Source organism: Micromonospora sp. M71_S20, assembly GCF_003664255.1.
Lineage (GTDB): Bacteria > Actinomycetota > Actinomycetes > Mycobacteriales > Micromonosporaceae > Micromonospora.
In genome coordinates, this window is sequence record NZ_RCCV01000001.1 from 2,497,706 (window position 1) to 2,520,193 (window position 22,488).

Annotated in this window: 19 protein-coding genes and 1 tRNA gene; 8 read left to right on the plus strand and 12 right to left on the minus strand. The window is 72.7% G+C overall.

Annotated features, from left to right (window positions below; genetic code table 11):
• Positions 1 to 116: 116 nt before the first annotated feature.
• Positions 117 to 1,160 carry a hemolysin family protein gene (locus DER29_RS11375; RefSeq protein ID WP_121397323.1) on the minus strand — a complete coding sequence of 348 codons (1,044 nt, stop codon included), beginning with the start codon at positions 1,158 to 1,160 and terminating at the stop codon, positions 117 to 119.
• Positions 1,153 to 2,466: a hemolysin family protein gene (locus DER29_RS11380; RefSeq protein WP_121399147.1), complete on the minus strand. Its 1,314-nt coding sequence runs from the start codon at positions 2,464 to 2,466 to the stop codon at positions 1,153 to 1,155. The genes DER29_RS11375 and DER29_RS11380 overlap by 8 nt, the downstream gene beginning before the upstream one ends.
• Before the next feature lie 122 nt (positions 2,467 to 2,588).
• Here DER29_RS11380 and DER29_RS11385 point away from each other — a divergent pair, with 122 nt between their 5' ends.
• Positions 2,589 to 3,269 (plus strand): GPP34 family phosphoprotein, encoded by a 681-nt coding sequence (locus tag DER29_RS11385; RefSeq protein WP_121397324.1) that lies wholly within the window; start codon positions 2,589 to 2,591, stop codon positions 3,267 to 3,269.
• A gap of 60 nt (positions 3,270 to 3,329) precedes the next feature.
• Here the strand turns inward: DER29_RS11385 and DER29_RS11390 are convergent, their stop codons facing one another.
• A complete protein-coding gene (locus tag DER29_RS11390) occupies positions 3,330 to 5,588 on the minus strand; it encodes a (Fe-S)-binding protein (protein WP_121399148.1) in 2,259 nt (752 codons plus the stop codon).
• 406 nt (positions 5,589 to 5,994) lie between these two features.
• The gene (locus tag DER29_RS11395; RefSeq protein WP_121397325.1) at positions 5,995 to 6,258 is read right to left on the minus strand and encodes a cell division protein CrgA; all 264 of its coding nucleotides are present in this window, start codon (positions 6,256 to 6,258) and stop codon (positions 5,995 to 5,997) included.
• 227 nt (positions 6,259 to 6,485) lie between these two features.
• Between DER29_RS11395 and DER29_RS11400 the strand changes: the two genes are divergently transcribed.
• From DER29_RS11400 to DER29_RS11415, 4 genes are read left to right on the plus strand one after another with little or no spacing between them, the layout of a single operon-like run.
• On the plus strand, positions 6,486 to 7,292 hold the full coding sequence (locus DER29_RS11400) for a DUF881 domain-containing protein (RefSeq protein ID WP_121397326.1): 807 nt from the start codon (positions 6,486 to 6,488) through the stop codon (positions 7,290 to 7,292).
• Positions 7,289 to 9,379, plus strand: coding sequence for a class E sortase (locus DER29_RS35165; protein ID WP_233599718.1), 2,091 nt, complete (start codon positions 7,289 to 7,291; stop codon positions 9,377 to 9,379). The genes DER29_RS11400 and DER29_RS35165 overlap by 4 nt, the downstream gene beginning before the upstream one ends.
• Before the next feature lie 2 nt (positions 9,380 to 9,381).
• Positions 9,382 to 9,669, plus strand: coding sequence for a hypothetical protein (locus DER29_RS11410; RefSeq protein WP_121397327.1), 288 nt, complete (start codon positions 9,382 to 9,384; stop codon positions 9,667 to 9,669).
• A 7-nt stretch (positions 9,670 to 9,676) separates the two neighbouring features.
• Positions 9,677 to 10,327 carry an aminodeoxychorismate/anthranilate synthase component II gene (locus DER29_RS11415; protein ID WP_121397328.1) on the plus strand — a complete coding sequence of 217 codons (651 nt, stop codon included), beginning with the start codon at positions 9,677 to 9,679 and terminating at the stop codon, positions 10,325 to 10,327.
• Positions 10,328 to 10,409: 82 nt separating this feature from the next.
• Here the strand turns inward: DER29_RS11415 and DER29_RS11420 are convergent, their stop codons facing one another.
• From DER29_RS11420 to DER29_RS11455, 8 genes are all read right to left on the minus strand, one after another.
• Positions 10,410 to 11,027: a vancomycin high temperature exclusion protein gene (locus DER29_RS11420; RefSeq protein WP_233599719.1), complete on the minus strand. Its 618-nt coding sequence runs from the start codon at positions 11,025 to 11,027 to the stop codon at positions 10,410 to 10,412.
• A 184-nt stretch (positions 11,028 to 11,211) separates the two neighbouring features.
• Positions 11,212 to 13,017, minus strand: a complete 1,806-nt coding sequence (pknB, locus tag DER29_RS11425) for a Stk1 family PASTA domain-containing Ser/Thr kinase (protein ID WP_121397329.1) — start codon at positions 13,015 to 13,017, stop codon at positions 11,212 to 11,214.
• Positions 13,014 to 14,429 (minus strand): serine/threonine-protein kinase, encoded by a 1,416-nt coding sequence (locus tag DER29_RS11430; protein ID WP_121397330.1) that lies wholly within the window; start codon positions 14,427 to 14,429, stop codon positions 13,014 to 13,016. Before DER29_RS11430 ends, pknB begins: the two co-directional genes overlap by 4 nt.
• 1 nt (position 14,430) lies before the next feature.
• On the minus strand, positions 14,431 to 15,936 hold the full coding sequence (locus tag DER29_RS11435) for a penicillin-binding protein 2 (RefSeq protein ID WP_121397331.1): 1,506 nt from the start codon (positions 15,934 to 15,936) through the stop codon (positions 14,431 to 14,433).
• Positions 15,933 to 17,423: an FtsW/RodA/SpoVE family cell cycle protein gene (locus DER29_RS11440; protein WP_121397332.1), complete on the minus strand. Its 1,491-nt coding sequence runs from the start codon at positions 17,421 to 17,423 to the stop codon at positions 15,933 to 15,935. The genes DER29_RS11435 and DER29_RS11440 overlap by 4 nt, the downstream gene beginning before the upstream one ends.
• Positions 17,424 to 17,448: 25 nt before the next feature.
• Positions 17,449 to 18,891 carry a PP2C family serine/threonine-protein phosphatase gene (locus DER29_RS11445; RefSeq protein WP_121397333.1) on the minus strand — a complete coding sequence of 481 codons (1,443 nt, stop codon included), beginning with the start codon at positions 18,889 to 18,891 and terminating at the stop codon, positions 17,449 to 17,451.
• Positions 18,888 to 19,373: an FHA domain-containing protein gene (locus tag DER29_RS11450; protein ID WP_121397334.1), complete on the minus strand. Its 486-nt coding sequence runs from the start codon at positions 19,371 to 19,373 to the stop codon at positions 18,888 to 18,890. Before DER29_RS11450 ends, DER29_RS11445 begins: the two co-directional genes overlap by 4 nt.
• A gap of 6 nt (positions 19,374 to 19,379) precedes the next feature.
• Positions 19,380 to 20,168, minus strand: a complete 789-nt coding sequence (locus DER29_RS11455; RefSeq protein ID WP_088996759.1) for a DUF3662 and FHA domain-containing protein — start codon at positions 20,166 to 20,168, stop codon at positions 19,380 to 19,382.
• Positions 20,169 to 20,394: 226 nt separating this feature from the next.
• On the opposite strand from DER29_RS11455, the gene DER29_RS11460 reads away from it, so the two are divergent.
• From DER29_RS11460 to DER29_RS11470, 3 genes are all read left to right on the plus strand, one after another.
• A tRNA-Leu gene (locus DER29_RS11460) sits at positions 20,395 to 20,480 on the plus strand.
• A gap of 66 nt (positions 20,481 to 20,546) precedes the next feature.
• Positions 20,547 to 21,662 carry an NAD-dependent epimerase/dehydratase family protein gene (locus DER29_RS11465; protein ID WP_199729225.1) on the plus strand — a complete coding sequence of 372 codons (1,116 nt, stop codon included), beginning with the start codon at positions 20,547 to 20,549 and terminating at the stop codon, positions 21,660 to 21,662.
• Positions 21,659 to 22,465, plus strand: coding sequence for a WecB/TagA/CpsF family glycosyltransferase (locus DER29_RS11470; protein ID WP_121399152.1), 807 nt, complete (start codon positions 21,659 to 21,661; stop codon positions 22,463 to 22,465). The genes DER29_RS11465 and DER29_RS11470 overlap by 4 nt, the downstream gene beginning before the upstream one ends.
• Positions 22,466 to 22,488 lie beyond the last annotated feature (23 nt).

The following is a 22,488-nucleotide window of genomic DNA, read 5'->3' on the forward strand; positions in this document are numbered from 1 at the left end:
AACCCGGCCGCTTGGCGCCTCGCGCGAGGGAAGAGGGGCGAGACAGACGACCCACAGCGGCCGGTGCCCAACATTAGGGAAGGCCGGCAGCGGAATCAAGGCGACCGAGCGCCACTTCACGCCTGCGCAACCGCTTGCGTACCAAGGGTGTCGGCCCGCCTGCCAACGATCGCGGTCAGTACGTCGTCGAGCGTGACCACCCCGAGCGGGCGGCGGCCGTCGCTGACCAGCACCATGTGCCGCCGCTCCCGGCGCATCGACAGCAGCAGGTCGGCGAGCGTACGGTCCGGCGGCACCACCGCCAACGGCCGGTACACGTCCGCCGGCACGGGGGCCCGCCGGCTCGCGCCCGCGTACCCGAGCACGTCCTTGACGTGCACGAAGCCGAGCACCCGGCGGGTGGAGCGCTGCACCACGGGGAAGCGGGACCGGCCCGTCCGGGTGGCCAGCACCTCCAGCGAGGCGGGCGAGACGTCCTCGGCCACGGTGGTCACCGTGGACCACGGTTGCAGGGCGTCGGCGGCGGTCCGGCTGTGCAACGCGAGCGCACCCGTGATCCGGACGTGCTCCTCCGCGTCGAGCAGCCCCTCCGTACGCGCCTGCGCCACCAGCCCGGCCAGCTCCTCGGCGGTGAAGACCGTCTTCACGGCCTCGGTGGCCTCGACCCGCCACAGTCCCAGCACCCGGCGGGACGCCCACTTCATCGCCACCAGCAGCGGCTTGGTGGCCAGGCAGAACGCCAGCATCGCCGGCCCCAGCCAGAGCGCCGACGGCTCCGGCCCGGCCAGGGTGATGTTCTTCGGCACCATCTCGCCGACCACGGTGTGCAGGAAGACCACCACCCCGAGGGCGAGTACGAAGGCCACCGGGTGGACCACCCCCTCCGGCAGCCGCGCCGCGCGGAACGCCGGCTCCAGCAGGTGCGCGAGGGCGGGCTCGGCGATCGCGCCCAGCCCCAGCGAGCAGACGGTGATGCCGAGCTGCGCCCCGGCGATCATCAGCGGGATCTGGTTCATCGCCGACAACGCCCAGCGGGCCCGCTTCGAGCCGGCCGCCAACGGCTCGACCACCGTGCGCCGGGACGCGATCAGCGCGAACTCGCTGCCCACGAAGAACGCGTTGCCGAGCAGCAGCGCGACGGTGACCAACAGCTCAGGCATCGCCGTCCGGCTCCTCGGGACGGAGCACCCGGACCTGCTCGATCCGGTGCCGCTCGACCTCCACGACGGTGAACTCGAAGCCCGACTCGTCGACCGTCTCGCCCGCCAGCGGGATGTGCCCCAGCCGGGCCATCAGGAACCCGGCGAGCGTCTCGTACGGCCCCTCGGGCAGCCGGAAGCCGGTCTGCTCCGCCAGCTCGTCGGAGCGCAGCACCCCGTCGACGAGGACCGTCCGCTCCCCGCCCGGCACCCTCAGCCCGGCCGCGTCCACGTCGTCCACCGCGTCCGGGTCGAACTCGTCGGCGATCTCCCCGACCAGTTCCTCCACGAGGTCCTCCGTGGTGACCACGCCGTCGGTGCCGCCGTACTCGTCGACGACGATGGCGAGGTCGGCACCCGCGCTGCCGAGCGCGGCCAGCACGCCGTCGAGGTCCAGGCTCTCCGGCACGTACACCGGTTCGCGGGCGACCGACCCGACCGTGGTCGAGCCGCGCAGGGCCAGTGGCACGCCCAGCGCGTCCGGCACCCCGGCGACGCCGGTCACCAAGTCGAGGGTCTCCTCGTACACCGGGAACCGGGTCCGCCCGGTCCGGCGGGACAGCGCCAGCAGCTCCGCCACGGTGGCGGTGGCCCGCAGCGCGACGACGTCGACCCGCGGGGTCATCGCCTCGGCGGCCCGCTTGTCGCCGAACCGGATGGTGCGGCGCAGCAGCATGGCGGTGTCCGGCGGCAGCGCCCCGGCCCGCGCCGAGATGGCCGCCAGCAGCCCCAGCTCCTCCGGCGAGCGGGCGCTGGCCAGCTCCTCCTGCGGCTCCACGCCCAGCAGCCGGACCAGGCGGTTCGCCGAGTCGTTCAGCGCCCGGATCAGCCAGCCGAAGGCGCGGGAGAAGGCGCGCATCGGGCCCGCGGTGGCGAGGGCGGTGGGCATCGGCCGGGCCAGCGCGAGGTTCTTCGGCACCAGTTCGCCGAAGAGCATCGAGAGCAGGGTGGCCAGGGCCAGGGCGAGGAACGGGGTGAACCGGCCGGCGGCGTCCCCGGCGACCGGCCGCAGCAGCGGGGTGAAGAGGCGGGCCAGGGCGGGCTCGGCCAGGTAGCCCGTGAGCAGCGCGGTGAGCGTGATGCCGAGCTGCGCCCCGGAGAGCTGGAAGGAGAGTTCCCGCAGCGCCCGGTGTACGGTCGCGGCCCGGCCGTCGCCCGCGGCCGCCCGCCGCTCGATCTCGGGTCGGTCCACCGTGACCAGGGCGAACTCGGCCGCGACGAAGAACGCGTTGCCGCCGGTCAGCAGCACGAAGCCGACCAGGGGCAGCAGCGTGGTCAGCAGCAGGCCATCGATGGTCGTCTCACCTCGGCGCGATTCTCGCACGGGCGGCGACCCCGGTCACGGGTGGAAGATCTGCCGGGCCCGCAGGTCCCGGCTACCGTCGGGGCATGGCCCCGCTCACGCTCGCCCACGAACTCGCCCTGCTCGGCTACGACGACGCGGGCGCCAACCGGCTCGGCCGGCCCACCCTCGACTACGGCCTGGCCGGCGCCCTGCTGCTGGAGCTGACGCTCGCCGGTCGGGTCGAGATCGCCGACGACCGGCTGGTGGTGACCGACCAGGCCCCCGTCGGGCAGCGGCAGCTCGACGACGCGCTGACGCGGATCGCCACCGATCCGAAGCGGCGCAAGCCGAACGACTGGATCAGCCGGCTCGCCAAGGACCTGCCCGAGCAGGTGCTGGACGGGCTGGTCACCGCCGGCGTGCTCCGCCGCGACTCGGACAAGGTGCTGTGGGTCTTCCCGCGTACCCGCTATCCGTCCACCACCGGCGCGGAGCCGGCGGTGGAGACGCAGGCCCGGCAGCGGATGGTTGCCGCCGTGGCCGCGGACGGGCCGGTGGACGGGCGGACGGCCGCGCTCATCGGCCTCGCCCGGGCCGTCGGCCTGGACCGCAAGCTCTTCGCGGAGCTGCCGAAGGAGCGGGTCAAGCGGCGACTGGCCGAGATCGCCGCCGGCGACTGGGCGTCCGCCGCCACGCGCAAGGCCATCGAGGAGACCCAGGCCGCCGTGCTGATCGCCACCACCACGGCGGCCACGGCCGTCATCGTGACCACCACGACCTCCTGAACGACGACGGCGGCGGCACCGGGAGGTGCCGCCGCCGTCGGGCGTCGCAGGGGGTACGCGTCAGCCGGCGACCGGCAACCGCTCGGTGTCGGTGCCGCCCGGCGCCTGCTCGGGCTTGACCGACCGGAGCAGCACGCTGGCCACGTCGACGACCTCGACCTGCTCCCCGGCACCCTTGCCGTTCACCCCGTCGTTGAGCATCGTCGAGCAGAACGGGCAGCCGACGGCGACCGTCTTCGCCCCGGTGGACATGGCCTCCTCGACCCGGTCCACGTTGATCCGCTTGCCGATCTTCTCCTCCATCCACATCCGGGCGCCGCCGGCGCCGCAGCAGAAGGAGCGCTCGCTGTTGCGGGGCATCTCGATAAGGCCGCTGGCGCGGCCTGCGCCGGATTCGATGGCTGCACCATCCTGGCCAGCACCGGCTCCGCCGGAGATGGCGGACCCCAGCACCTCGCGCGGCGGGGCGAAGACCCGGTTGTGCCGGCCCAGGTAGCAGGGGTCGTGGTAGGTCACGCCGCCGTCGACCGGCTGCACCGGGGTGAGCTTGCCGGTGGCGACCAGGTGCGCCAGGAGCTGGGTGTGGTGGACCACCTCGAACTCGCCGCCGAGCTGGCCGTACTCGTTGCCGAGGGTGTTGAAGCAGTGCGGGCAGGTGGCGACGATCTTCCGCTTGCTCTTCTCCCGGCCCTCGAACGCCTCGTTGAGGGTCTCGACGTTCTGCTGGGCGAGCATCTGGAAGACGAACTCGTTGCCGATGCGGCGGGCCGGGTCGCCGGAGCAGGTCTCGCCCTCGCCGAGGATCGCGAACTTCACGCCCGCCTCGTTGAGCAGCGTGGCGACCGCCCGGGTGGTCTTCTTGGCCCGGTCCTCGAAGGCGCCGGCGCAGCCGACCCAGAAGAGGTACTCGAAGTCGTCGACCTCGCCGACCCGCGGCACCTCGAAGTCCAGGCCCTTGGTCCAGTCCTCGCGGGTGTTCTGCGGGGCGCCCCACGGGTTGCCCTTGTTTTCCAGGTTGCGCAGCATCACGCCGGCCTCCGACGGGAAGCTCGACTCGATGAGCACCTGGTAGCGGCGCATGTCGACGATGTGGTCGACGTGCTCGATGTCGACGGGGCACTGCTCGACGCAGGCACCGCAGGTGGTGCAGGACCAGAGCACGTCCGGGTCGATGATGCCGCCTTCCTCGGCGGTGCCGATCAGCGGCTTCTCGGCCTCGGCCAGCGCCAGCACGTCCATGTGGGCGAGCTGGGCGGCGGTGGCCTTCTCCTCGCCGGTCAGGTCCTTGCCGCCGCCGGCCAGCAGGTACGGCGCCTTCGCGTACGCGTGGTCGCGCAGGCTGAGCACCAGCAGCTTCGGCGACAGCGGCTTGCCGGTGTTCCAGGCCGGGCACTGCGACTGGCAGCGGCCGCACTCGGTGCAGGTGCTGAAGTCCAGCAGACCCTTCCAGGTGAACTGCTCGACCTGGGCGACACCGAACTGGTCGGACTCGGGGTCGGCCTCCTCGAAGTCCAGCGGCTTGCCCTGGCTCGTCATCGGGCGCAGGGCGCCGAGGCCGGAGACGTTGGCGCCCGGGTCACGCTTGAAGAAGATGTTGAAGAAGGCCAGGAAGCGGTGCCAGGCGACGCCCATGGTGACGTTCAGCGCGATCACGATGAGCCAGGTCATCGAGATGGCGATCTTGACGAGCGCGGCGATGCTGACGCCGGCCTCCCAGTTCGGCAGCACTCCGCCGACGGCGTGGCTGAGCGGGGCGGCCCAGACCGGGTACTCGAAGTGGTCGGTGGCGACCTTGAAGCCCCGGATGACGAAGCCCATGATCAGTACGGCGAGGATGATGCCCTCGACGAAGTAGCCCTGCCACATGGTCGAGCCGGTGAACCGGGACTTCCCGCCCGGCCGGGTGGGCCGGTTGCGGAGCCGGATCGCGATCAGCACCAGGATGCTGACGAGGCCCAGGATCGCGAGCCACTCGGTGACCAGCCCGTAGATCGCCCAGTTGCCGACCAGGGGCAGCCCGCCGGTCGGGGAGACGACCTCGAAGTACGCCTCCAGCACCAGCAGCGACAGCACGATGAAGCCGACCATCACGAACCAGTGCGCCGCACCCACCACGCTCCAGCGGAGCATGCGGGTGTGGCCGGCGGTCTCGGCCAGCATCGTCTTCGTGCGGGTGCCCTTGTCGCCGAAGCGGGTCGGGTCCGGCTGACCCAGCCGGATGACGGCCACCATCTTCATGACCGCGCGTACCGCAAGCCACACCGCCACGGCGGTGATGGCGAACGCGAGGATCGTGGTGACGATCTGGACGCTGCCCATCGAGTTGGCCTCCCCGGTCTGCTGCCTGTCGAGCGGCTCGGCGACCGGGGCCCGGGTCAGGGCACGATCGGCGAGCCGCCGCCGCACCCTCGACCGGACCGGTCGATGACCTCGCTCCGCTCGGTCATGCAGTGCAGCCTACGCGCAAGGTTACCCAGGAGTAACGTGAGTCATCTCGCACCGGGCCGCGCCGCCCTGCGCACACCTTAGGGCGAACGCACCGCAACCGCCGGGCAGGGGCTCCACCGAGTGACATGGATTGCCACGCCGCCGGCCCGCAGGCCGGACAGCGACGACGGCAGGGCGACCGCGCCCGGACCACCCCGCCGCCGGGCCGGCGGCGGGGCGCGGCGCTCAGCGCCGGCGGGAGAGCAGGACGCTCAGCGCCAGCGGGAGAGCAGGACGCTCAGCGCCAGCGGGAGAGCAGGATCAGTGAGGCGACCATGGCGCCGAAGCCCACCGCGAGGTTCCAGTAACCCCACGACATGACCGGGTACTCCTGCTCGGAGAGGTAGTAGACCACCAGCCAGCCGATGCCGAAAACGATGAGGGCGACCGCCGAGACCGGGAGCCACACCGGGCTAGGCTTGCGCGTCGCCGCCGTCGCCGTCGGACGGACGTCCGTCGGCGGGGTGTACACCTTCTTCTTGCGAACCTGAGACTTGGGCACGACGCTCTCCAGAGGGGTTACGACCTCGTCCGGCCTGACAACCGGGCGCGGGGGCGACGGTCCATGGCCAATAATGTTCGACAGCTAGCGTAGTCCCGAAGGCCCGTCCAATCCACGAATGGGGCGAGGCCAGTGCACGGAGTGACCGAAAAAGGCGGGACTGTTCGGGTCGCCGCGGCGGCTCGCGCCTGCGCGGGCTGAACCAGACGACGGGGAAGGAACGCTCGGTGGAGTACACATCCGGCGCGGCCTCCTGGCAGAAGGTGCTCCGGCGGGCGGTCGCCGGGCTGCTGCCTCGGCGCCCACGGCAGCGACGACCGGGCTGGTCGATCGGGGTGCCGCTGATCGCCGCCGCGGCCGGGCTGCTCTTCACCACCACGGCCACCACCGCCGGCGGCACCGCCCTGCGCGAGGACCGCCGACCCCAGCTCAACCAGTTGATCGAGGACCGGCGCGCGGAGGTGGCGGCCAGCGAGCGGCGTGCGGCCGACCTGCGCGACGAGGTCGAGGGCCGCACGAGCGCCCTGGCCAGCTCGGACGGCCCGATCAGGGAACAGCAGGACCGGGCCGCCGCCAGCCGCGACGACGCCGGCTTCACCGCGCTCGCGGGGCCCGGGGTGACGGTGGAGCTCGACGACGCGCCCCGGCGCAACGACGGCACGCTGCCCGCCGGGGCCACCAACGACGACCTGGTCGTCCACCAGGGGGACGTGCAGGCGGTGGTGAACGCCCTCTGGGCGGGAGGCGCCGAGGCCATGTCCATCATGAACGTCCGCGTGCTGTCGACCAGCGCGGTACGCTGCGTGGGTAACACCCTGCTGCTGCACGGCCGGGTGTACTCCCCACCATTCAAGATCGTAGCAATCGGCGATCCGGCTGCCCTACGGCAGGCCCTCGCCGACTCACAGGGAGTCCGGTTGTTCAGGGACCTGGTCGACGACTACAAGCTCGGTTACAAGGAGACCGTCTCCACGGTGACCGTGCCGGCGTTCGAGGACTCGACCACGCTGCGCTCGGCGACGGTGCCCCGGTGAACGGCATACCGGACGACTGGTCCGAGGACCGCGACGGCCGTCACCGCGACGAGGGCGACGGGCCGACCGCCTTCCTGCCCAAGGTCGACCGGCCGGGGCCCACCCCGGCCCGCCCCGCCGGCGCCTGGCCGGAACCCACGCTCCCGCCCCGCTCCCCGGCTCCCCGTCCGCCGCACGGGCCCGACCCGGCCGCCGGCCCCTCCGCCGGGTGGTCGCGCGCCGTGCCCGACCCCGCCCGCCCGACGCCGGAGCCCGGCCGTCCCGCGAACCCCGGCCATTTCCCGCCGCGCGCCGACCAGGCCCGCCCCGCCGGCGGCCCGGCCCGGCCCACCGAGCCCGGCCGCCCCGGTCCGGCGGACCTCGGCCGTCCCTGGCCCGCCAACTTCGGACGCCCCGGCTCCGCCGGCCCCGAGCGGCGCGGCCCTGCCGACCCCGGCCGCCCCGGCCACGCCGGTCCCGGCCGCGAGGAGCCCACGGATTTCGGCCGCCCGAGGCCCGCCGACTTCGACCGGCACGAGTCCGGCTTCGACCGACGCGGGTCGGACTTCGACCGGCAGGGGTCCGACTTCGACCGGCGCGGACCGGACTTCGAGCGACACGGGTCCGGCTTCGACCGGCGTCGGTCCGGCGACCTCGACCGCCCGGCGCCCTCGGGCTTCGACCGGCCCGCTGACTTCGACCGTCCCGGGCCCGCCGAACTCCGCAACGCCGGCCCGGCCGACTCCGACCGTTCCCGGGCCGCTGACGCCGACCGTTCCCGGGCCGCCGACTTCGACCGGCGTGGAGCCGGTGACTCCCACCGGGCCGGCCCTGTGGGCTTCGATCGGCCGGGCCCCGCCGACCTCCGCCGCCCCGGCCCGGCCGACTCCGGCCCGTCCGCCCGGCCCGGTGCCGGCGGGTCGCCGCCGTGGTCCGGTGCCGGCCCGGTCCGGCCGGCTGCCCCACCGCACCCCGCGTCGCCGTCCGACGACCTCCGGCTGCCGGGCGGGACCGCAGCCGCCGGGCCGGCCGGCGAGCAATCGGTCCGTCCGCCGGTCGATCGGGCCGTCGCCCGGGAAGGCCGGCCGCCCGCCGACGCGCCGACCGCCTTCATCCCCAAGGTGGGCGCGTCGGCCAACGGCCCGTCGACCCCGGTCTCCCCGGCCGGCCCGGGCCGCGATGTCGATCCCGGGGCCACCGCCCTGATCCCGGCCGTCTCCGGGCGTACGCCGACCGCCCAGGCCGCACTCGTCGAGTCGACCGCCCTGATGGGCGCGGTACCGCGTCCCCCGAAGACGGACGAGCCGGAGGGCTCGGACACTCCCGCCGAGCAGCCTCGGCCACGCCGGGGCGAGCGGGTGGTCCAGCTCCGCCCGGAGCAGACCGGCGAGGGCTACAAGAGCGTCTACTCGGAGCTCACCCGGCCGTCACTGGGATCCCGGCTGCGTACCGGCATCCGGGTCAGCGGCGAACTGCTGATCACCTTCGGCCTGGTGGTGCTGCTCTTCGCCGGCTACGAGGTCTGGGGCAAGTCGGCGATCGTCGACGCCCACCAGACCGACCTCAGCCAGCAACTGGCGCAGGCGTGGGGCCCCGAGGGCGACCCGACGGTGGCGCCGTCGGCCAGCGCGTCCACCAAGCCGAAGCCGCCCGTGCAGGGCAAGCCCATCGCCGGGCTCTACATCCCCAAGCTCGACAAGAACTGGGTCGTCGTCGAGGGCGTCACCCAGAAGGACATCCGGTACGCGCCGGGCCACTATCCCTCCAGCGCCCTGCCGGGCCAGGTCGGCAACTTCTCCGTCGCCGGGCACCGCAACCGGGCCACCTTCTGGCGGCTCGACGAGCTGAACGACGGGGACGCCATCGTGGTGGAGGGCAAGACCGACTGGCACGTCTACAAGGTGACCCAGAGCCGGATCGTGAAGCCCACCCAGGTCGAGGTCGTGGCGCCCGTGCCGGGCAAGCCCGGGCAGAAGCCGACCAAGTCAATGCTCACCCTGACCACCTGCAACCCGAAGTTCGACAACTACCAACGCCTGATCATCCACGCCGAGCTGGCACGCAGCCAGCCGAAGTCGGCGGGGCGCCCGGCGGAACTGGGGGCCTGACGGTGTACGGCTGGATCTGGCGCAAGCTCCCCTTCGGGCTGCCCGGCAAGCTCGTCGGCAGCCTGCTGATCACCAGCGCGATGGTGGCCCTGCTCTGGTACGTGGTGTTCCCGTGGGCAGAGCCCCTGCTGCCCTTCGACGACGTGCAGGTCACCCAGGATTCCGGCGACCCCGGCGGCGACTCGGTGCCGGGCGGCGGGGAGGGCGAGGACGCCCCGCCCGGCGACGAGCACGAGCTGCCGTACGACACCGACGAGAACAACACCCCGCCTCCCTCTCCGGACGAGTGAGCCCCTGATGCGTGTCCTGGTGATCGACAACTACGACTCGTTCGTCTTCAACCTGGTGCAGTACCTCGGCCAGCTCGGCGTGGACTGTGAGGTCCGGCGCAATGACGAGATCGAGGTCGCCGAGGTGGGCAGGGTCGGCGCGGCCGGCATCCTGCTCTCGCCCGGCCCCGGCAGCCCCGACCGCGCCGGCATCTGCCTCGACGTCGTCCGCGCGTACGGAGGCGAGCTGCCGATCTTCGGCGTCTGCCTGGGCCACCAGGCGATCGGCGAGGCCTTCGGCGCCACCGTGACCCGCGCCCCCGAGCTGCTGCACGGCAAGACCTCCGAGGTCCGCCACCGCGATGTCGGGGTGCTCGCCGGCCTGCCGGACCCGTTCACCGCCACCCGCTACCACTCGCTCGCCATGCTGCCCGAGACGCTGCCCGAGGAACTGGAGGTCACGGGCTGGACGGGTTCCGGGGTGGTGATGGCGATGCGGCACCGTACGCTGCCAATCGAGGGCGTCCAGTTCCACCCGGAGTCGGTGCTGACCGAGGGCGGTCACCTGATGTTGGCAAACTGGCTCGCCGCCTGCGGTCACCCGGAGGCGCTGGAGCGGGCCCCGGCGCTGGCTGCCGAGGTGGACGCGCGCCGCCGCGCCGCCTTCGCCACCACCTGACGGGCCGCGCGGATCGGATCGTCGGTACTCGTCACGGAATGTCTGAGGCCGGCATGGGGTCCTGCGCCCACCCACCGCACGGTCAGCTCTTCAGGGCGTCCTGGATCGCCGGGTCCGCGGGCGAGCTGACCGCGGGCGGCCTGCCTCGGACCGCGTCCCATGCCGCCTTGCTGCTGGCGAAGTAGTCCCGGACCGCCTTGCCGACGAGCAGGGCGGTCCCGCAGCCGGCACAGCGGGCGGCCACCCCCTCGACGTCGAGGCCGAGGTGCCGGCACAGCGTCACCGCGCGGGACAGGTGGTAGGACTGGGTCACGATCAGGGCGCGTTCGACGCCGTACACGTCGCGCGCCCGGGCGCAGGTGTCGTAGGTGTCCAGGCCGTACGGGTCCGCCACCACTCGACGCGCATCGACGCCGAGCCGCTCGGTCAGGTGGGCCGTCATCGCCGCCGTCTCGTCGCCTGACGCGCCGCCCCCGTCGCCCGACACGAGGACGACCCGGGCCCGCCCGCTGGTCACCAGCGCGGCGGCGGTCTCCAGGCGGCCGGTGAGCCGGTCACCCGGTTGACGGCCGTCCGCCGCCACGGCGGTGCCCAGGACGATCACGACATCGGCGGCCGGCGCGTCGGCCTCGCCGTACAGGTGGCCGCGGGCGGAGGTCGTCGTCCAGAGCCAGGGAAGGCTGGCCAGGAGCAGCGCCACCAGGCCCAGGACCGCCGCGCGGATCAGGCGTCGCCGCCACCGGTTCGTCCGCTCCGCCGCGCCTGTCGCCGGCCGATCGTCGTCGCCGACAGCCCGAGGGCACCGCCCGGCGGCAACAGAAGGACCCTGACCGGCGGCATCCACAGGACGCCGCCCAGCCGGGTCCCCCGCTCTCACGAGGGGGTCAGCGCTCGGGCAGCCGGGTCGGCGGAGTGGTCGGGAACGGGAAGCCGCCACCGCCGCCGTCTCCCGGAGTGGTCGGCGTGGTGCTGGGCGTCGGGCTCGCGGAGTCGGTGGGCGTCGGCTCGGCCTGCGGCACGGTGACCACGATCGTCACGGTCTTGCCCCTCGCGAGGTTGCTGCCGGCCTGCGGGGTCTGCGAGGTGACCTGGCCGGCCTCGTCCGGCGGCACCTCGCGGCCCTGCTTGACGTTGACGTCGTAGCCCGCCTCGTCCAGCTCCTCCTTGGCGTCGTCCTCGCTGGAGCCGACCACGTTGGGCACCTTGCCGACATTGCCCCTGGAGACGGTGAGGGTGACCGTGCTCTTCGCGGCGACCTGCTTGCCCGGCTCGGGCGACACCTCGAGGACGATGCCCTCCTTCTCGGCGTTGTCCTTCTCCTTCTTATCCACCTTGAAGCCGGCTTCCTCCAGCCGCTTCTTCGCGCCCTCGTAGGTGGAACCGACGAGGTCCGTCGGGATGGTCTTCATCTCCACGCCGCCGCAGACCCGGACGACGACGTCGCGGTTCGCCTCCAGGGGTGAGTTGGCAGGCGGATCCTGGTTGACGACCTGGCCCTTCTGGCAGGTGCCGAAGACCTGGTCGCCCTCCTTGGGCACCAGGTTCGCCTGCTCGATCCGGGCGAACGCCTCCTGCTGGGTCAGGCCGGTCACCGTGGGGACCGTGGTCCGGTCGTCGCCGTCGCGCTGACTCAGCAGGGCGGCGGCGAGGGCGATCACCGCGAGGACGCCCACCGCGGCGAACGTCGCGATCAGCCAGGAGGACGCCTTACGCCGCCGCGGGTCGCCGACCCGGGCCGGCATCTGCCGGGTCTGCGGGGCGCCGGGGGCGCCCGCATAACCGGCGCCGGCCGGGGCGAGCTGCGTCGTCTCCTCCTGCGGCAGCACGGGGGTCGCCATCACCGGGCGGCCGGCAGCCGCGCGGAGCAGGTCGGCCCGCATCTCGCCGGCGCTCTGGTAGCGGTTGAGGGGGTTCTTCGACAGCGCCTTGAGCACGATCGCGTCGACCGCGGGGTTGACGTCCGGGTTGATGTCGCTCGGGGTCGGGGGCGCCTCCCGCACGTGCTGGTAGGCCACGCTGACCGGGCTGTCGCCGACGAACGGGGGATGCCCGCAGACCAGCTCGAAGAGCACGCAGCCGGCGGCGTAGACGTCGGAGCGGGCGTCGACCGCCTCGCCGCGCGCCTGCTCGGGCGAGAGGTACTGCGCCGTACCGATGACCGCACTGGTCTGCGTCATGGTGGTGGCGCCGCTGGCCAGCGCCCGCGCGATGCCGAAGTCCATCACCTTGACCTGGCCGGTCTGGGTCAGCATCACGTTGCCGGGCTTGATGTCGCGGTGGATGATGCCGTGCCGGTGGCTGAACTCCAGGGCCGCGCACATGTCGGCGCAGATCTCCAGCGCCCGGCGCGGCTGGAGCCGCCCCTCGACGCCCAGCACCTCCTTGAGGGTCCGCCCGTTGACGAACTCCATCACGATGAACGGCAGGGTCTCGCCGGTGGGCGCGGTCTCCTCGCCGGTGTCGTAGACCGCGACGATCGCCGGGTGGTTGAGGGACGCGGCGTTCTGCGCCTCCCTGCGGAACCGCATCTGGAAGGTGGCGTCCCGGGCGAGGTCGGTGCGGAGCATCTTGATCGCGACATCCCGACCGAGCCGGAGATCGCGACCGCGGTGCACCTCGGCCATACCGCCGTAGCCGAGCAGCTCGCCGACCTGGTACCTGCCACCGAGCAGGCGGGCCTGCGCTGTCATCGCGTCTGTCGTCCTTCGCTCGTCGTCTCGTCGCTGCCCGACCGGGGCAGTTCCTGTCGACGGTACGACGTTCCGGTCGGATCGTCGCGTCCGTCGGGCCACAGCGCGCCGGACGTCACCGTCCGCGAGGTGGCCGCACCCGACTTCGTGCCCTCCCGCAGGCTGTAGGAAATCACGCCGGAGCAGACGAGGACCAGTACGGCCACGAGGATGGCGAGAAACACCATCCCGGACCGGGACCGCTGCCCGCCCGGCTGGTGCGCCGGCGGGACGGCGTGTCCCGCGTACGGCATCGGGCGGGCCTGCGGCACGGGCGCCGCGCCGCGCGGGTAGCCGTTCGGTGCCATCTGCGGGTGGTGGACCGACGCGGCGGGCGCGACCGTGGTGGGGCGGTGCGGCGTGGCGGCCGGCCGGGGGTTCGCCGCGGGCGGCCGGTGGGCCGTCATGGGCGGACGCGGCGGCTGCGCGGCGACGTTCGGCGGCCGGTGGGGCGACACCGGCGGGCGCGGCGGCGGCACCTGGGCGCGGCCGGGCGGGGCGGCCGGCGACGCCGGGGCGGCGGAGATGGGCTGGCCGGCGGCCCGGGCCTGCTGGGAGAGCTGGGCCTTGAGCTGACGGGCCACCCCCGCCAGCGTGGCGGCGCTCGGCCAGCGTGCGGCCGGGTCCTTCGCCAGGGCCCGCTCGACCACCGCCCGGACCTGCGGCGGGATGTCGGCGGGCAGGGGGCGGGGGGCCTCGCGGACGTGCCGCATGGCGATCTCGAGGGGGTTGTCGCCCTCGAACGGGCGGCGGCCGGCGAGGCACTGGTAGGCCACCACGCCGAGCGCGTAGACGTCGGACGCGGGGGTGGCGACCCCGCCGGTGGCCTGCTCCGGGGAGATGTACGAGGCGGTGCCGAGCACCGAGCCGGCCGCGGTGAGCTGGGCGACCAGCTCCGACCGGGCGATGCCGAAGTCGGTGAGCACGAGGGTGCCGTTGGGCCGGACCAGCAGGTTGCCGGGCTTCACGTCCCGGTGCACGATGCCCTTCACGTGCGCCGCGTGCAGCGCGTCGGCGGCCTGGGCGACGAGCGCCATCGTGCGGGCCGGGGTGAGCCGGCCGACCCGGGACAGGCTGGCCGACAGCGCGTCGCCCTCGACGTACTCCATGACCAGGAAGGCGATCTGCTGGTCGTTGCCGAAGTCGTAGACGTCGACCACGCCGGGGTGGTTGATCGTGGCCATGGTGCGGGCCTCGCCCCGGAAGCGCTCGGCGAAGTCGGGGTCGTCGAGCAGCGCGGGGAGCAGGCTCTTGACGGCGACCGTACGGCCGAGCACCTGGTCGGTGCCGCGCCAGACGTCGCCCATGCCGCCGCTGGCGATCCGCTCGTCCAGGCGGTAGCGGTTGCCGAGCTGCACCCCGGGGCTGAGCATGTCAGCGGCCCCCGGGGTCGGCGATGGCGGCGCGCATGATCTGCCCGGCGATCCGGGCCGCCTCGGCGCTGCCGCCGGGGCCGGCCTGCTCCAGCACCACGCAGACCGCGGAGACCGGCGTGCCGTTCTTGTCCAGGGCGAAGCCGATGAACCAGCCGTGGTCGGGCCGGTCCGGCGCGGACTGGGCGGTGCCGGTCTTGCCGCCGACCGTGTAGCCCCTGAGCTGCGCGTTGGTGCCGGAACCGTTCTCGACCACGCTGACCATCATGTCGCGCAGGTCGTTGGCGACCTGGCCGCTGACCGGCTGCCGCAACTCCTTGGGCTTGGCGGTGTAGTAGCTGGTGGTGCGGTCGGGGGCGAGCAGTTGGCGGACCAGGTACGGCCGCATCTGGCTGCCGCCGTTGGCGACCGACGCGGCGATCATGGCGCCCTGGAGCGGGGTCATCCGCACGTCGCGCTGCCCGATGGAGGACTGGGCCAGCGCGGCCGGGTCGGCCCCGCCGTCGGCGTTCTGCATGCTGCCGGTCCGGCTCGCCGCCACCGGGTGGCCGCCCTCGTTGAGGTGGCCGACGGAGAGGTCCTCCTGCTCGAAGCCGAACTGCCGCGCCTTCTCCTTGATCTTGTCCGCGCCGAGCCGTACGCCCATCTGCGCGAAGCCCGTGTTGCACGACTCGGTCACCGCGTTGATCAGGGTCACCTCGTCCTCGGGGCAGATCGACGGGGCCGCGTTGCGGATCGGCGTGCCCGAGGTCGGCGGGGTCCAGCTGGGCCCGGCCGGGATCCTCGTCTGCTGCCCGACGCCGTTCTCCAGCGCCGCGGCGGCCACCACGATCTTGAAGGTGGAGCCCGGGGGCAGCACCTCGCCGAGGGCCCGGTTCTTCAGCGGGCCCGCCGGGTCCTGCTCCAGCTTGTTGTACGCGGCCGTGGCCTCGTTGGTGTTGTGGCTGACCAGCGGGTTGGGGTCGAAGCTGGGCATCGAGACCAGCGCCTGCACCGCCCCGGTACGCGGGTCGACGGCGATCGCCGCGCCCTTGGCGGCGTCGACCCGGTTGTTCCGCAACTGCTCAAACGCGGTGTTCTGGGCGCCCTTGGAGACCGTGAGCAGCACGTTGCCGCCGCCGGACTGGTCACCGGTGAACATGTCCTTGACCCGGTTGGCGATGAGCTGGTCGCTGGTGCCGGCCAGGAAGTCGTTCTCGAACTTCTCGATGCCGGTCTCGGCGAGGTTGACCGGCTTGTAGCCGAGCACGTGCGCGTACCTCGCCCCGCCCGGGTAGGCGCGCTGGAACTTCAGCTCGCCGTCGGTCTCCTTGCTGAGCGCGAAGGCGGTGCCGCCGGCCTCGATGTTGCCGCGCCGGCGCTCGTACTCGGCGACCTGGACCCGACCGTTGTAGTCGCTGGTGCGGTACTCGTCGGCCTTGTAGGCCTGGATCCAGTTCAGGTTCGCGAAGAGCAGGCCGAAGAGAACCATGACGACGATGCCGACGCGGCGCAGGGGTGCGTTCACGGCCTGATCACCTCCGTGGGTGCACCGTGCAGCTGCTCCGGCGGGCCGCCGGACGGTCGGGCCGCCTTGCCGCCGGCGCCGGTGACGGGCCGGCGGGCGCCGTCGGAGATCCGGAGCAGGACCGCGATGAGCAGCCAGTTCGCCATCAGCGAGGAACCGCCGGCGGAGAGGAACGGGGTGGTCTGGCCGGTCAGCGGGATGAGCTTGCTGATCCCGCCGACGATCACGAAGACCTGGAGCCCCAGGGTGAAGGCCAGGCCGCCGGCCAGCAGCTTGCCGAACGAGTCCCGCACCGCCAGCGCCGCCCGCAGCCCCCGCTCGACGATCAGCAGGTAGACCACGAGCAGCGCGGACAGGCCGAAGAGCCCGATCTCCTCACCGATGCCGGCGAAGATGAAGTCGTTCTGCACCTCGGGCAGCAGGCCCGGCTGGCCACCACCGGGGCCCGCGCCGAACAGGCCGCCCGTGCCGAGCGCGAGCAGGCCCTGCACGAGTTGGTAGCCGTCGTTGTACGGGTCGGCGAACGGGTCCAGCCAGATCTGCGCGCGCAGGTAGAAGTTGGCGAACGGCCCGCCGACCACTTCCCCGAGCACGTACGCCAGGTAGACGCCGCCGAAGAAGAGCACCAGACCGATGAGCAGCCAACTGACCCGTTCGGTGGCGATGTAGAGCGTCACCACGAACATGCCGAAGTAGAGCAGCGAGGTGCCGAGGTCCTTCTCGAAGACGAGGACCAGGACGCTGATCAGCCAGACCACGACCACCGGGCCGAGGTCGCGCCCGCGGGGGAAGTCGATGCCGAGGAACCGGCGGCTCGCCAGCGACAGCACCTCGCGCTTGCGCACCAGGTAGTAGGCGAAGAAGACCAGCAGGGCCAGCTTGGCGAACTCACCCGGCTGGATGGAGAAGCCCCCGACCCGGACCCACAGCTTCGCGCCGTTGATCTCGGAGAACCGGCTGGGCAGCACCGCCGGAATCATGACCAGCACGATGCCGGCCAGCCCCAGCGTGTACGCGTAGCGGGACACCGAGCGGTGGTCGCGCATGAGGGCGAGCAGGCCGGCGGCGAGGACGACCGAGGCGAGCGTCCAGGCCAGCTGCCGGCCGCCCGTCCCGGCGAAGATGGCCAGGTCCTCCCGCTCGGCGGGCGCCGCGCTGCCCAGGTCGAGCCGGCGCAGGAAGCCGACCCCGATCCCGTTGAGCAGGGCGACCGCCGGCAGCAGGGCCGGGTCGGCGAAGGGTGCCAGGAACCGGATCACCAGGTGCAGGCCGAGGAACACGGCGGTGAGCGCGGCGGCCGGCATCCAGAAGTCGGCCGTGACGGTGTCGAGCACCTTCGCCTCGACCATCGCCCCGTACGCGGCCACCAGCACCATGGCGACCAGCAGCAACGACAGCTCGGCGTTGCGCCGGGACCGGGCCAGGCGTACGCCGGGCTGCTCGCCCGTGGTGGCGGGCGAGGATGCCGGAATGGCCGCTGCGGTCACGGAACGTCCTCGGATCGAGCCGCGCCTACTCCGGCGACCGGCACGCGGCGGGGTCGAGCGCCGGCGAGTCGGTGTCGGAGGGCGGGGCGTCGGGCGTGGTGGTCGGCGCGGCCGGCGTGCTTGGCCGGCCGCTGACCGGGGCGCTCACACTCGCGCTGACGGTCGGAGCGGGCGACACCGGGGCGGTGGTCGGCGTCGGGGCGGTGGTGGCGGCCACGGCGCTCGGACTCGGGCTCGGCGGGCAGATGGGCTTCAGGTTCGGGTTCATCGGGTCGTCGCTGGTCAGCTCGGCCAGTCGACGCTCGGCGTCGGGCTCGCTCTTGGCCGGGATGCCCTGCTTGACCTGCTCCTGGGCGGCCAGCGTCAGGTCCTCCAGGTCCGCCGGGCTGGTGGAGTGCACCGTCGACAGGTCCATGCCGGCGATCTCGCCCTGGATGCCCCGGAACACCGCGACCTGGCCGTTCTCGGTCGCGCCGACGTAGTACTGCCGCTGGGTGTAGCTCCAGCCGCCGAAGACCGCGCCGCCGACGAGCACCAGCAACGCCACCGAGATCGCGGCGGCCCGTACCGGCCGACGCCGCGGGCGCTCCGACTCGTCGTCGGCACCGGCCGCCGGCTCCTCGGGAACGGGCGGGCGGGGCGCGGAGAGGGCGGACGCGCGGGCGGCCGGCGTGGACACGTCGGCGGAGGTCGCCATGCCCCGGTCCCGGGCGGCGGCGCCGCCGACGATCGGGCTCGCCTCGACGATGTCCTGGTCGGTGGCGTCCGCGATGATCACCGTGATGTTGTCCGGGCCGCCGCCGCGCAGGGCGAGCTGCACCAGCCGCTCGACGCACTGCTGCGGGTCGGTGTACTCACGCATCGTCTCGCCGATGGTGTCGGCGCTGACCACACCCGAGAGGCCGTCGCTGCAGATCAGGTAGCGGTCGCCGGGGAGCACCTGGCGGACGCTGTATTCCGGGTCGATGTCGCGGCCGTCGAGCGCCCGGGTGAGCAGCGAGCGCTGGGGGTGGCTGCTCGCCTCCTCGGCGCTGATGCGGCCCTCGTCGACGAGCATCTGGACGTACGTGTCGTCCTTGGTGATCTGCGCGAACTCGCCGTTGCGCAGGAGGTAGGCCCGCGAGTCACCGATGTGGACCATGCCCAGCTTGCTGCCGGAGAAGAGGGTCGCGGTGAGCGTGGTGCCCATCCCCTCCAGCTGGGGGTTGGCGTCCACGGTGTCGCGGAGCTGCTGGTTGGCGGTGCCCACGGCCGAACGCAACGCGTCGACGAGGGCGTCACCGGGGACGTCCTCGTCGAGCGGCGCCATGGCACCGATGACGATGTTGCTGGCGACGTCACCGGCGGCCATGCCGCCCATGCCGTCGGCGACGGCGAGAAGCCGCGGTCCGGCGTAGACGGAATCCTGATTACCGTCTCGGATCAGACCGCGGTCGCTGTGGGCCGCATAGCGCAGGGTCAGAGTCATGGCCGTAATTCGAGAGAAGTGCGGCCGATCCGGATCGGCACGCCGAGGGGGACGGGGGTTGGTCCGGTGACCTTAGCGCGATCCAGGTAGGTGCCGTTAGTCGAGCCGAGGTCCTCGACGAACCACTGGCCGTCGCGCGGCACCAGTCGGGCGTGCCGTGCCGAGGCGTAGTCGTCGGTGATGACGAGGGTGGAATCCTCCGCCCGGCCGATGGTGATCTGCGCTTCGCCGAGGGTGATCCGGGTCCCCGCCAGCTGACCGGCGGTCACCACGAGCTGGTGCGCCGCCCTGCCCCGCTTCGCCTTCGTCGGCTTCGCCGCCTGCCCGAGCGAGGCGCCGACGGCCCGGGGGGCGGCCACCAGCCGGCCCGACCGGGCGCCCGCGAAGAGGTCCCGGCGGATCACGCCGACCACGGTGAACACGAAGATCCACAGCAGGATGAGGAACCCGAACCGGGCGACGGTGATGACCAGTTCCGGCAAGGCGGGTCAGCCGTCCACGCGGAAGGTCAGCGTCGTGGTGCCGAGCTGGATCATGTCGCCGGGGTTGAGGGCGACGGCGGAGACCCGCTGGCCGTTGACCATGGTGCCGTTGGTCGACCCGAGATCGGTCAGCACGACCTGACCGCCGTCGAAGTCCAGCCGGGCGTGTCGCCGCGAGATCCCGACGTCGGGGAGGCGCAGGTTGGCCTGGTCGCCGCGGCCGATCACGGTCGAGCCCATCTGGAGGGGGTAGGTGCGCCCGTCGCCGGAGACCAGCCGCACGTTGCGGCCGCCGCCGTGGCCGGGCGGAGGACCGTAGCCGCCGCCCTGGTCGTACGCCGGGTAGGCGGGCGGGCCCGCGTCGTAGCCGGGCGCCGAGACCGGGGCGACCTCGCCGCCGGTGTAGACCTCGGCGGTGACCCGGAACATCCCCGTGTCCAGCCCCTCGCCGCGTTCGATCTCGACGATCACGTCGCCGTAGACCGTCCAGGCCTGCTCGCCGATGAACTCCGCCTGCGACTGGGCCAGCTCCTGGGCCAGCGCGGCGGCGTACGGCGCCAGACGACTGTGGTCGTAGGGCGAGAGATCGATCACGTAGCGGTTGGGCACCAGCGTGCGCCCACCGGCCAGGATCGCCTTGTGCGCCTCGGCCTCCCGCTGCATGGCGTTGAGGATCTCCACGGGGTGGACCACCCCTTTGAAGACCTTGGCGAAGGCCCCCTCGACCAGGCCTTCCAGACGCTTCTCGAAGCGTTGCAGCACGCTCACCGGCTCCTCCTCGGGTCCCGAGGACATGATGGTATCCGGCCGGCGCGCGCGCAGCTCACACGCCGCTCGGCCGTCTGACGGCGGCCCGTTCGGACGGGCCGATACTGCCGTGCTACTCTTTCGTCCGCCACGAACGGTAACCGCTCCTCGGACGGTAACCGATCGTCGCAACGACCACGGACCGGCTAGGATGTCCGAGGCCCGCTGGAGACAGCAGGTCCGGCACAGACTACAGTGTTCGAGGTCAGGCCACGGGGAAGTGGCGGAATGGCAGACGCGCACGGTTCAGGTCCGTGTGCCCGAAAGGGCGTGGGGGTTCAACTCCCCCCTTCCCCACCAATACGCGAGGGCTCCGCAGCGATGCGGGGCCCTCGCGCTGTATCGGGGCGTGCCGTACGTCACGCTATGCTCCGATGGTTTCTGCCTCCGATGGACCAGGAGTGGCGTGTGAGTGTCGCGTTCGTGACCGGGTCGGGCGGTCTGATCGGCTCCGAGGCGGTCCGGCACTTCGCCGGCCTCGGTCTCGAGGTCGTCGGCATCGACAACGACATGCGGCAGGAGTTCTTCGGCGCGGAGGCGTCCACCGCGTGGAACGTCCGCCGGCTGACCGACGAGCTGGGGTCCGCGTACTCGCACCACAGCATCGACATCCGCGACCGGGCCGCGCTGGCCAAGCTGTTCAAGCGGTACGGCACCGACGTCGCCGTGGTGATCCACACCGCCGCCCAGCCGTCGCACGACTGGGCGGTGCGCGACCCGTTCACCGACTTCGACGTGAACGCCGCCGGCACGCTCAACGTCCTGCAGAACGTGCGCGAGCACTGCGTCGAGGCGCCGCTCATCCACTGCTCCACCAACAAGGTCTACGGCGACCGGCCGAACAGCCTGCCGCTGGTCGAGCTGGAGTCCCGCTGGGAGATCGAGCCGGGGCACCCGTACGAGCAGGGCATCCGTGAGGACATGTCCATCGACGCCTGCCTGCACTCGATCTTCGGTGCCTCGAAGGTGGCGGCCGACGTCATGGTGCAGGAGTACGGCCGCTACTTCGGCATGCGGACGGCCTGCTTCCGGGGCGGGACCCTGACCGGCCCGGCGCACTCCGCGACGGAGCTGCACGGCTTCCTCGGCTACGTGATGCGCGCCAACATGGAGCGCCGCACCTACAAGATCTTCGGCTACCAGGGCAAGCAGGTCCGCGACGCCATCCACAGCTCGGACGTGGTCTCCGCGTTCGAGGCGTTCTTCCGCAACCCGCGCTCGGCGGCGGTCTACAACCTCGGCGGCGGCCGGCACTCGAACACCTCCAACCGCGAGGCGTTCGCGCTCGCCGAGCAGATCACCGGCCAGGAGATGATCACCGAGTACGTCGGAGCCAACCGGATCGGCGACCACAAGTGGTGGATCGGCTCGAACGAGGCCTTCCAGGCCGACTACCCCGAGTGGAAGCAGGTCTACGACGTGCCCATGATCATGCGGGAGATCTACGAGGCCAACGTGGACAAGTGGGTGCCGGGCGCATGACCGGCAAGGGCAAGCGGAACGTCCTCGGGGTCCTGGTCGACGCCACCGACTACGCCGCGGCGACCGAGCAGGTGGTGGCGGCCGCGCAGGAGCGCCGCCCGCTGGCGCTGACGGCGCTGGCCGTGCACGGCGTGATGACCGGGGTGCTCGACCCGGCGCACAACGCGCGGCTGAACTCCTTCGACGTGGTCACCCCCGACGGCCAGCCGGTGCGCTGGGCGCTCAACCTGCTGCACGGCGCGGGGCTGACCGACCGGGTCTACGGCCCCACCCTGACCCTGCACGTGCTCTCCCGGTTCGCCGACGAGGGGCTGCCGGTCTACCTCTACGGGTCGACCGAGGAGACCCTGGCCAGGCTGATTCCGGCGCTGGAGCGGATGTTCCCGGCGCTGAAGATCGCCGGGGTGGAGCCGTCCAAGTTCCGGGCGGTGCAGCCGGGCGAGGACGTGGAGATCGCCGACCGGATCCGGTCCAGCGGGGCCCGGCTCGTGCTGGTCGGGCTGGGCTGCCCGCGCCAGGAGGTCTTCACGTACGCCATGCGGCCGCTGCTGGACATGCCGATGATGGCGGTCGGGGCGGCCTTCGACTACCACGCCGGGCTGCTGCGCCAGCCGCCGCCGTGGATGCAGCGGGCCGGCCTGGAGTGGTTCTGGCGCCTCGGCCTGGAGCCGAAGCGGCTCTGGCGACGCTACGTGATCCTCAACCCGGCCTACCTGACCCGGCTCGCCGGGCAGAAGACGGGGCTGTGGAAGGCGCGGCCGCCGGCCCCGGCCACGGAGCGACCGGCGACCTTCGCCGTCTGATTACCGACAGACGCCGAGAGGGC

Bases quoted from the DNA above. Each gene is read 5' to 3' on its own strand.
- DER29_RS11375 (WP_121397323.1), bottom strand. From the start codon at position 1,160: ATGCCTGAGCTGTTGGTCACCGTCGCGCTGCTGCTCGGCAACGCGTTC.
- DER29_RS11385 (WP_121397324.1), top strand. From the start codon at position 2,589: ATGGCCCCGCTCACGCTCGCCCACGAACTCGCCCTGCTCGGCTACGAC.
- DER29_RS11390 (WP_121399148.1), bottom strand. From the start codon at position 5,588: ATGGGCAGCGTCCAGATCGTCACCACGATCCTCGCGTTCGCCATCACC.
- DER29_RS11415 (WP_121397328.1), top strand. From the start codon at position 9,677: ATGCGTGTCCTGGTGATCGACAACTACGACTCGTTCGTCTTCAACCTG.
- pknB (WP_121397329.1), bottom strand. From the start codon at position 13,017: ATGACAGCGCAGGCCCGCCTGCTCGGTGGCAGGTACCAGGTCGGCGAG.
- DER29_RS11430 (WP_121397330.1), bottom strand. From the start codon at position 14,429: ATGCTCAGCCCCGGGGTGCAGCTCGGCAACCGCTACCGCCTGGACGAG.
- DER29_RS11445 (WP_121397333.1), bottom strand. From the start codon at position 18,891: ATGACTCTGACCCTGCGCTATGCGGCCCACAGCGACCGCGGTCTGATC.
- DER29_RS11455 (WP_088996759.1), bottom strand. From the start codon at position 20,168: ATGTCCTCGGGACCCGAGGAGGAGCCGGTGAGCGTGCTGCAACGCTTC.
- DER29_RS11465 (WP_199729225.1), top strand. From the start codon at position 20,547: ATGCTCCGATGGTTTCTGCCTCCGATGGACCAGGAGTGGCGTGTGAGT.
- DER29_RS11470 (WP_121399152.1), top strand. From the start codon at position 21,659: ATGACCGGCAAGGGCAAGCGGAACGTCCTCGGGGTCCTGGTCGACGCC.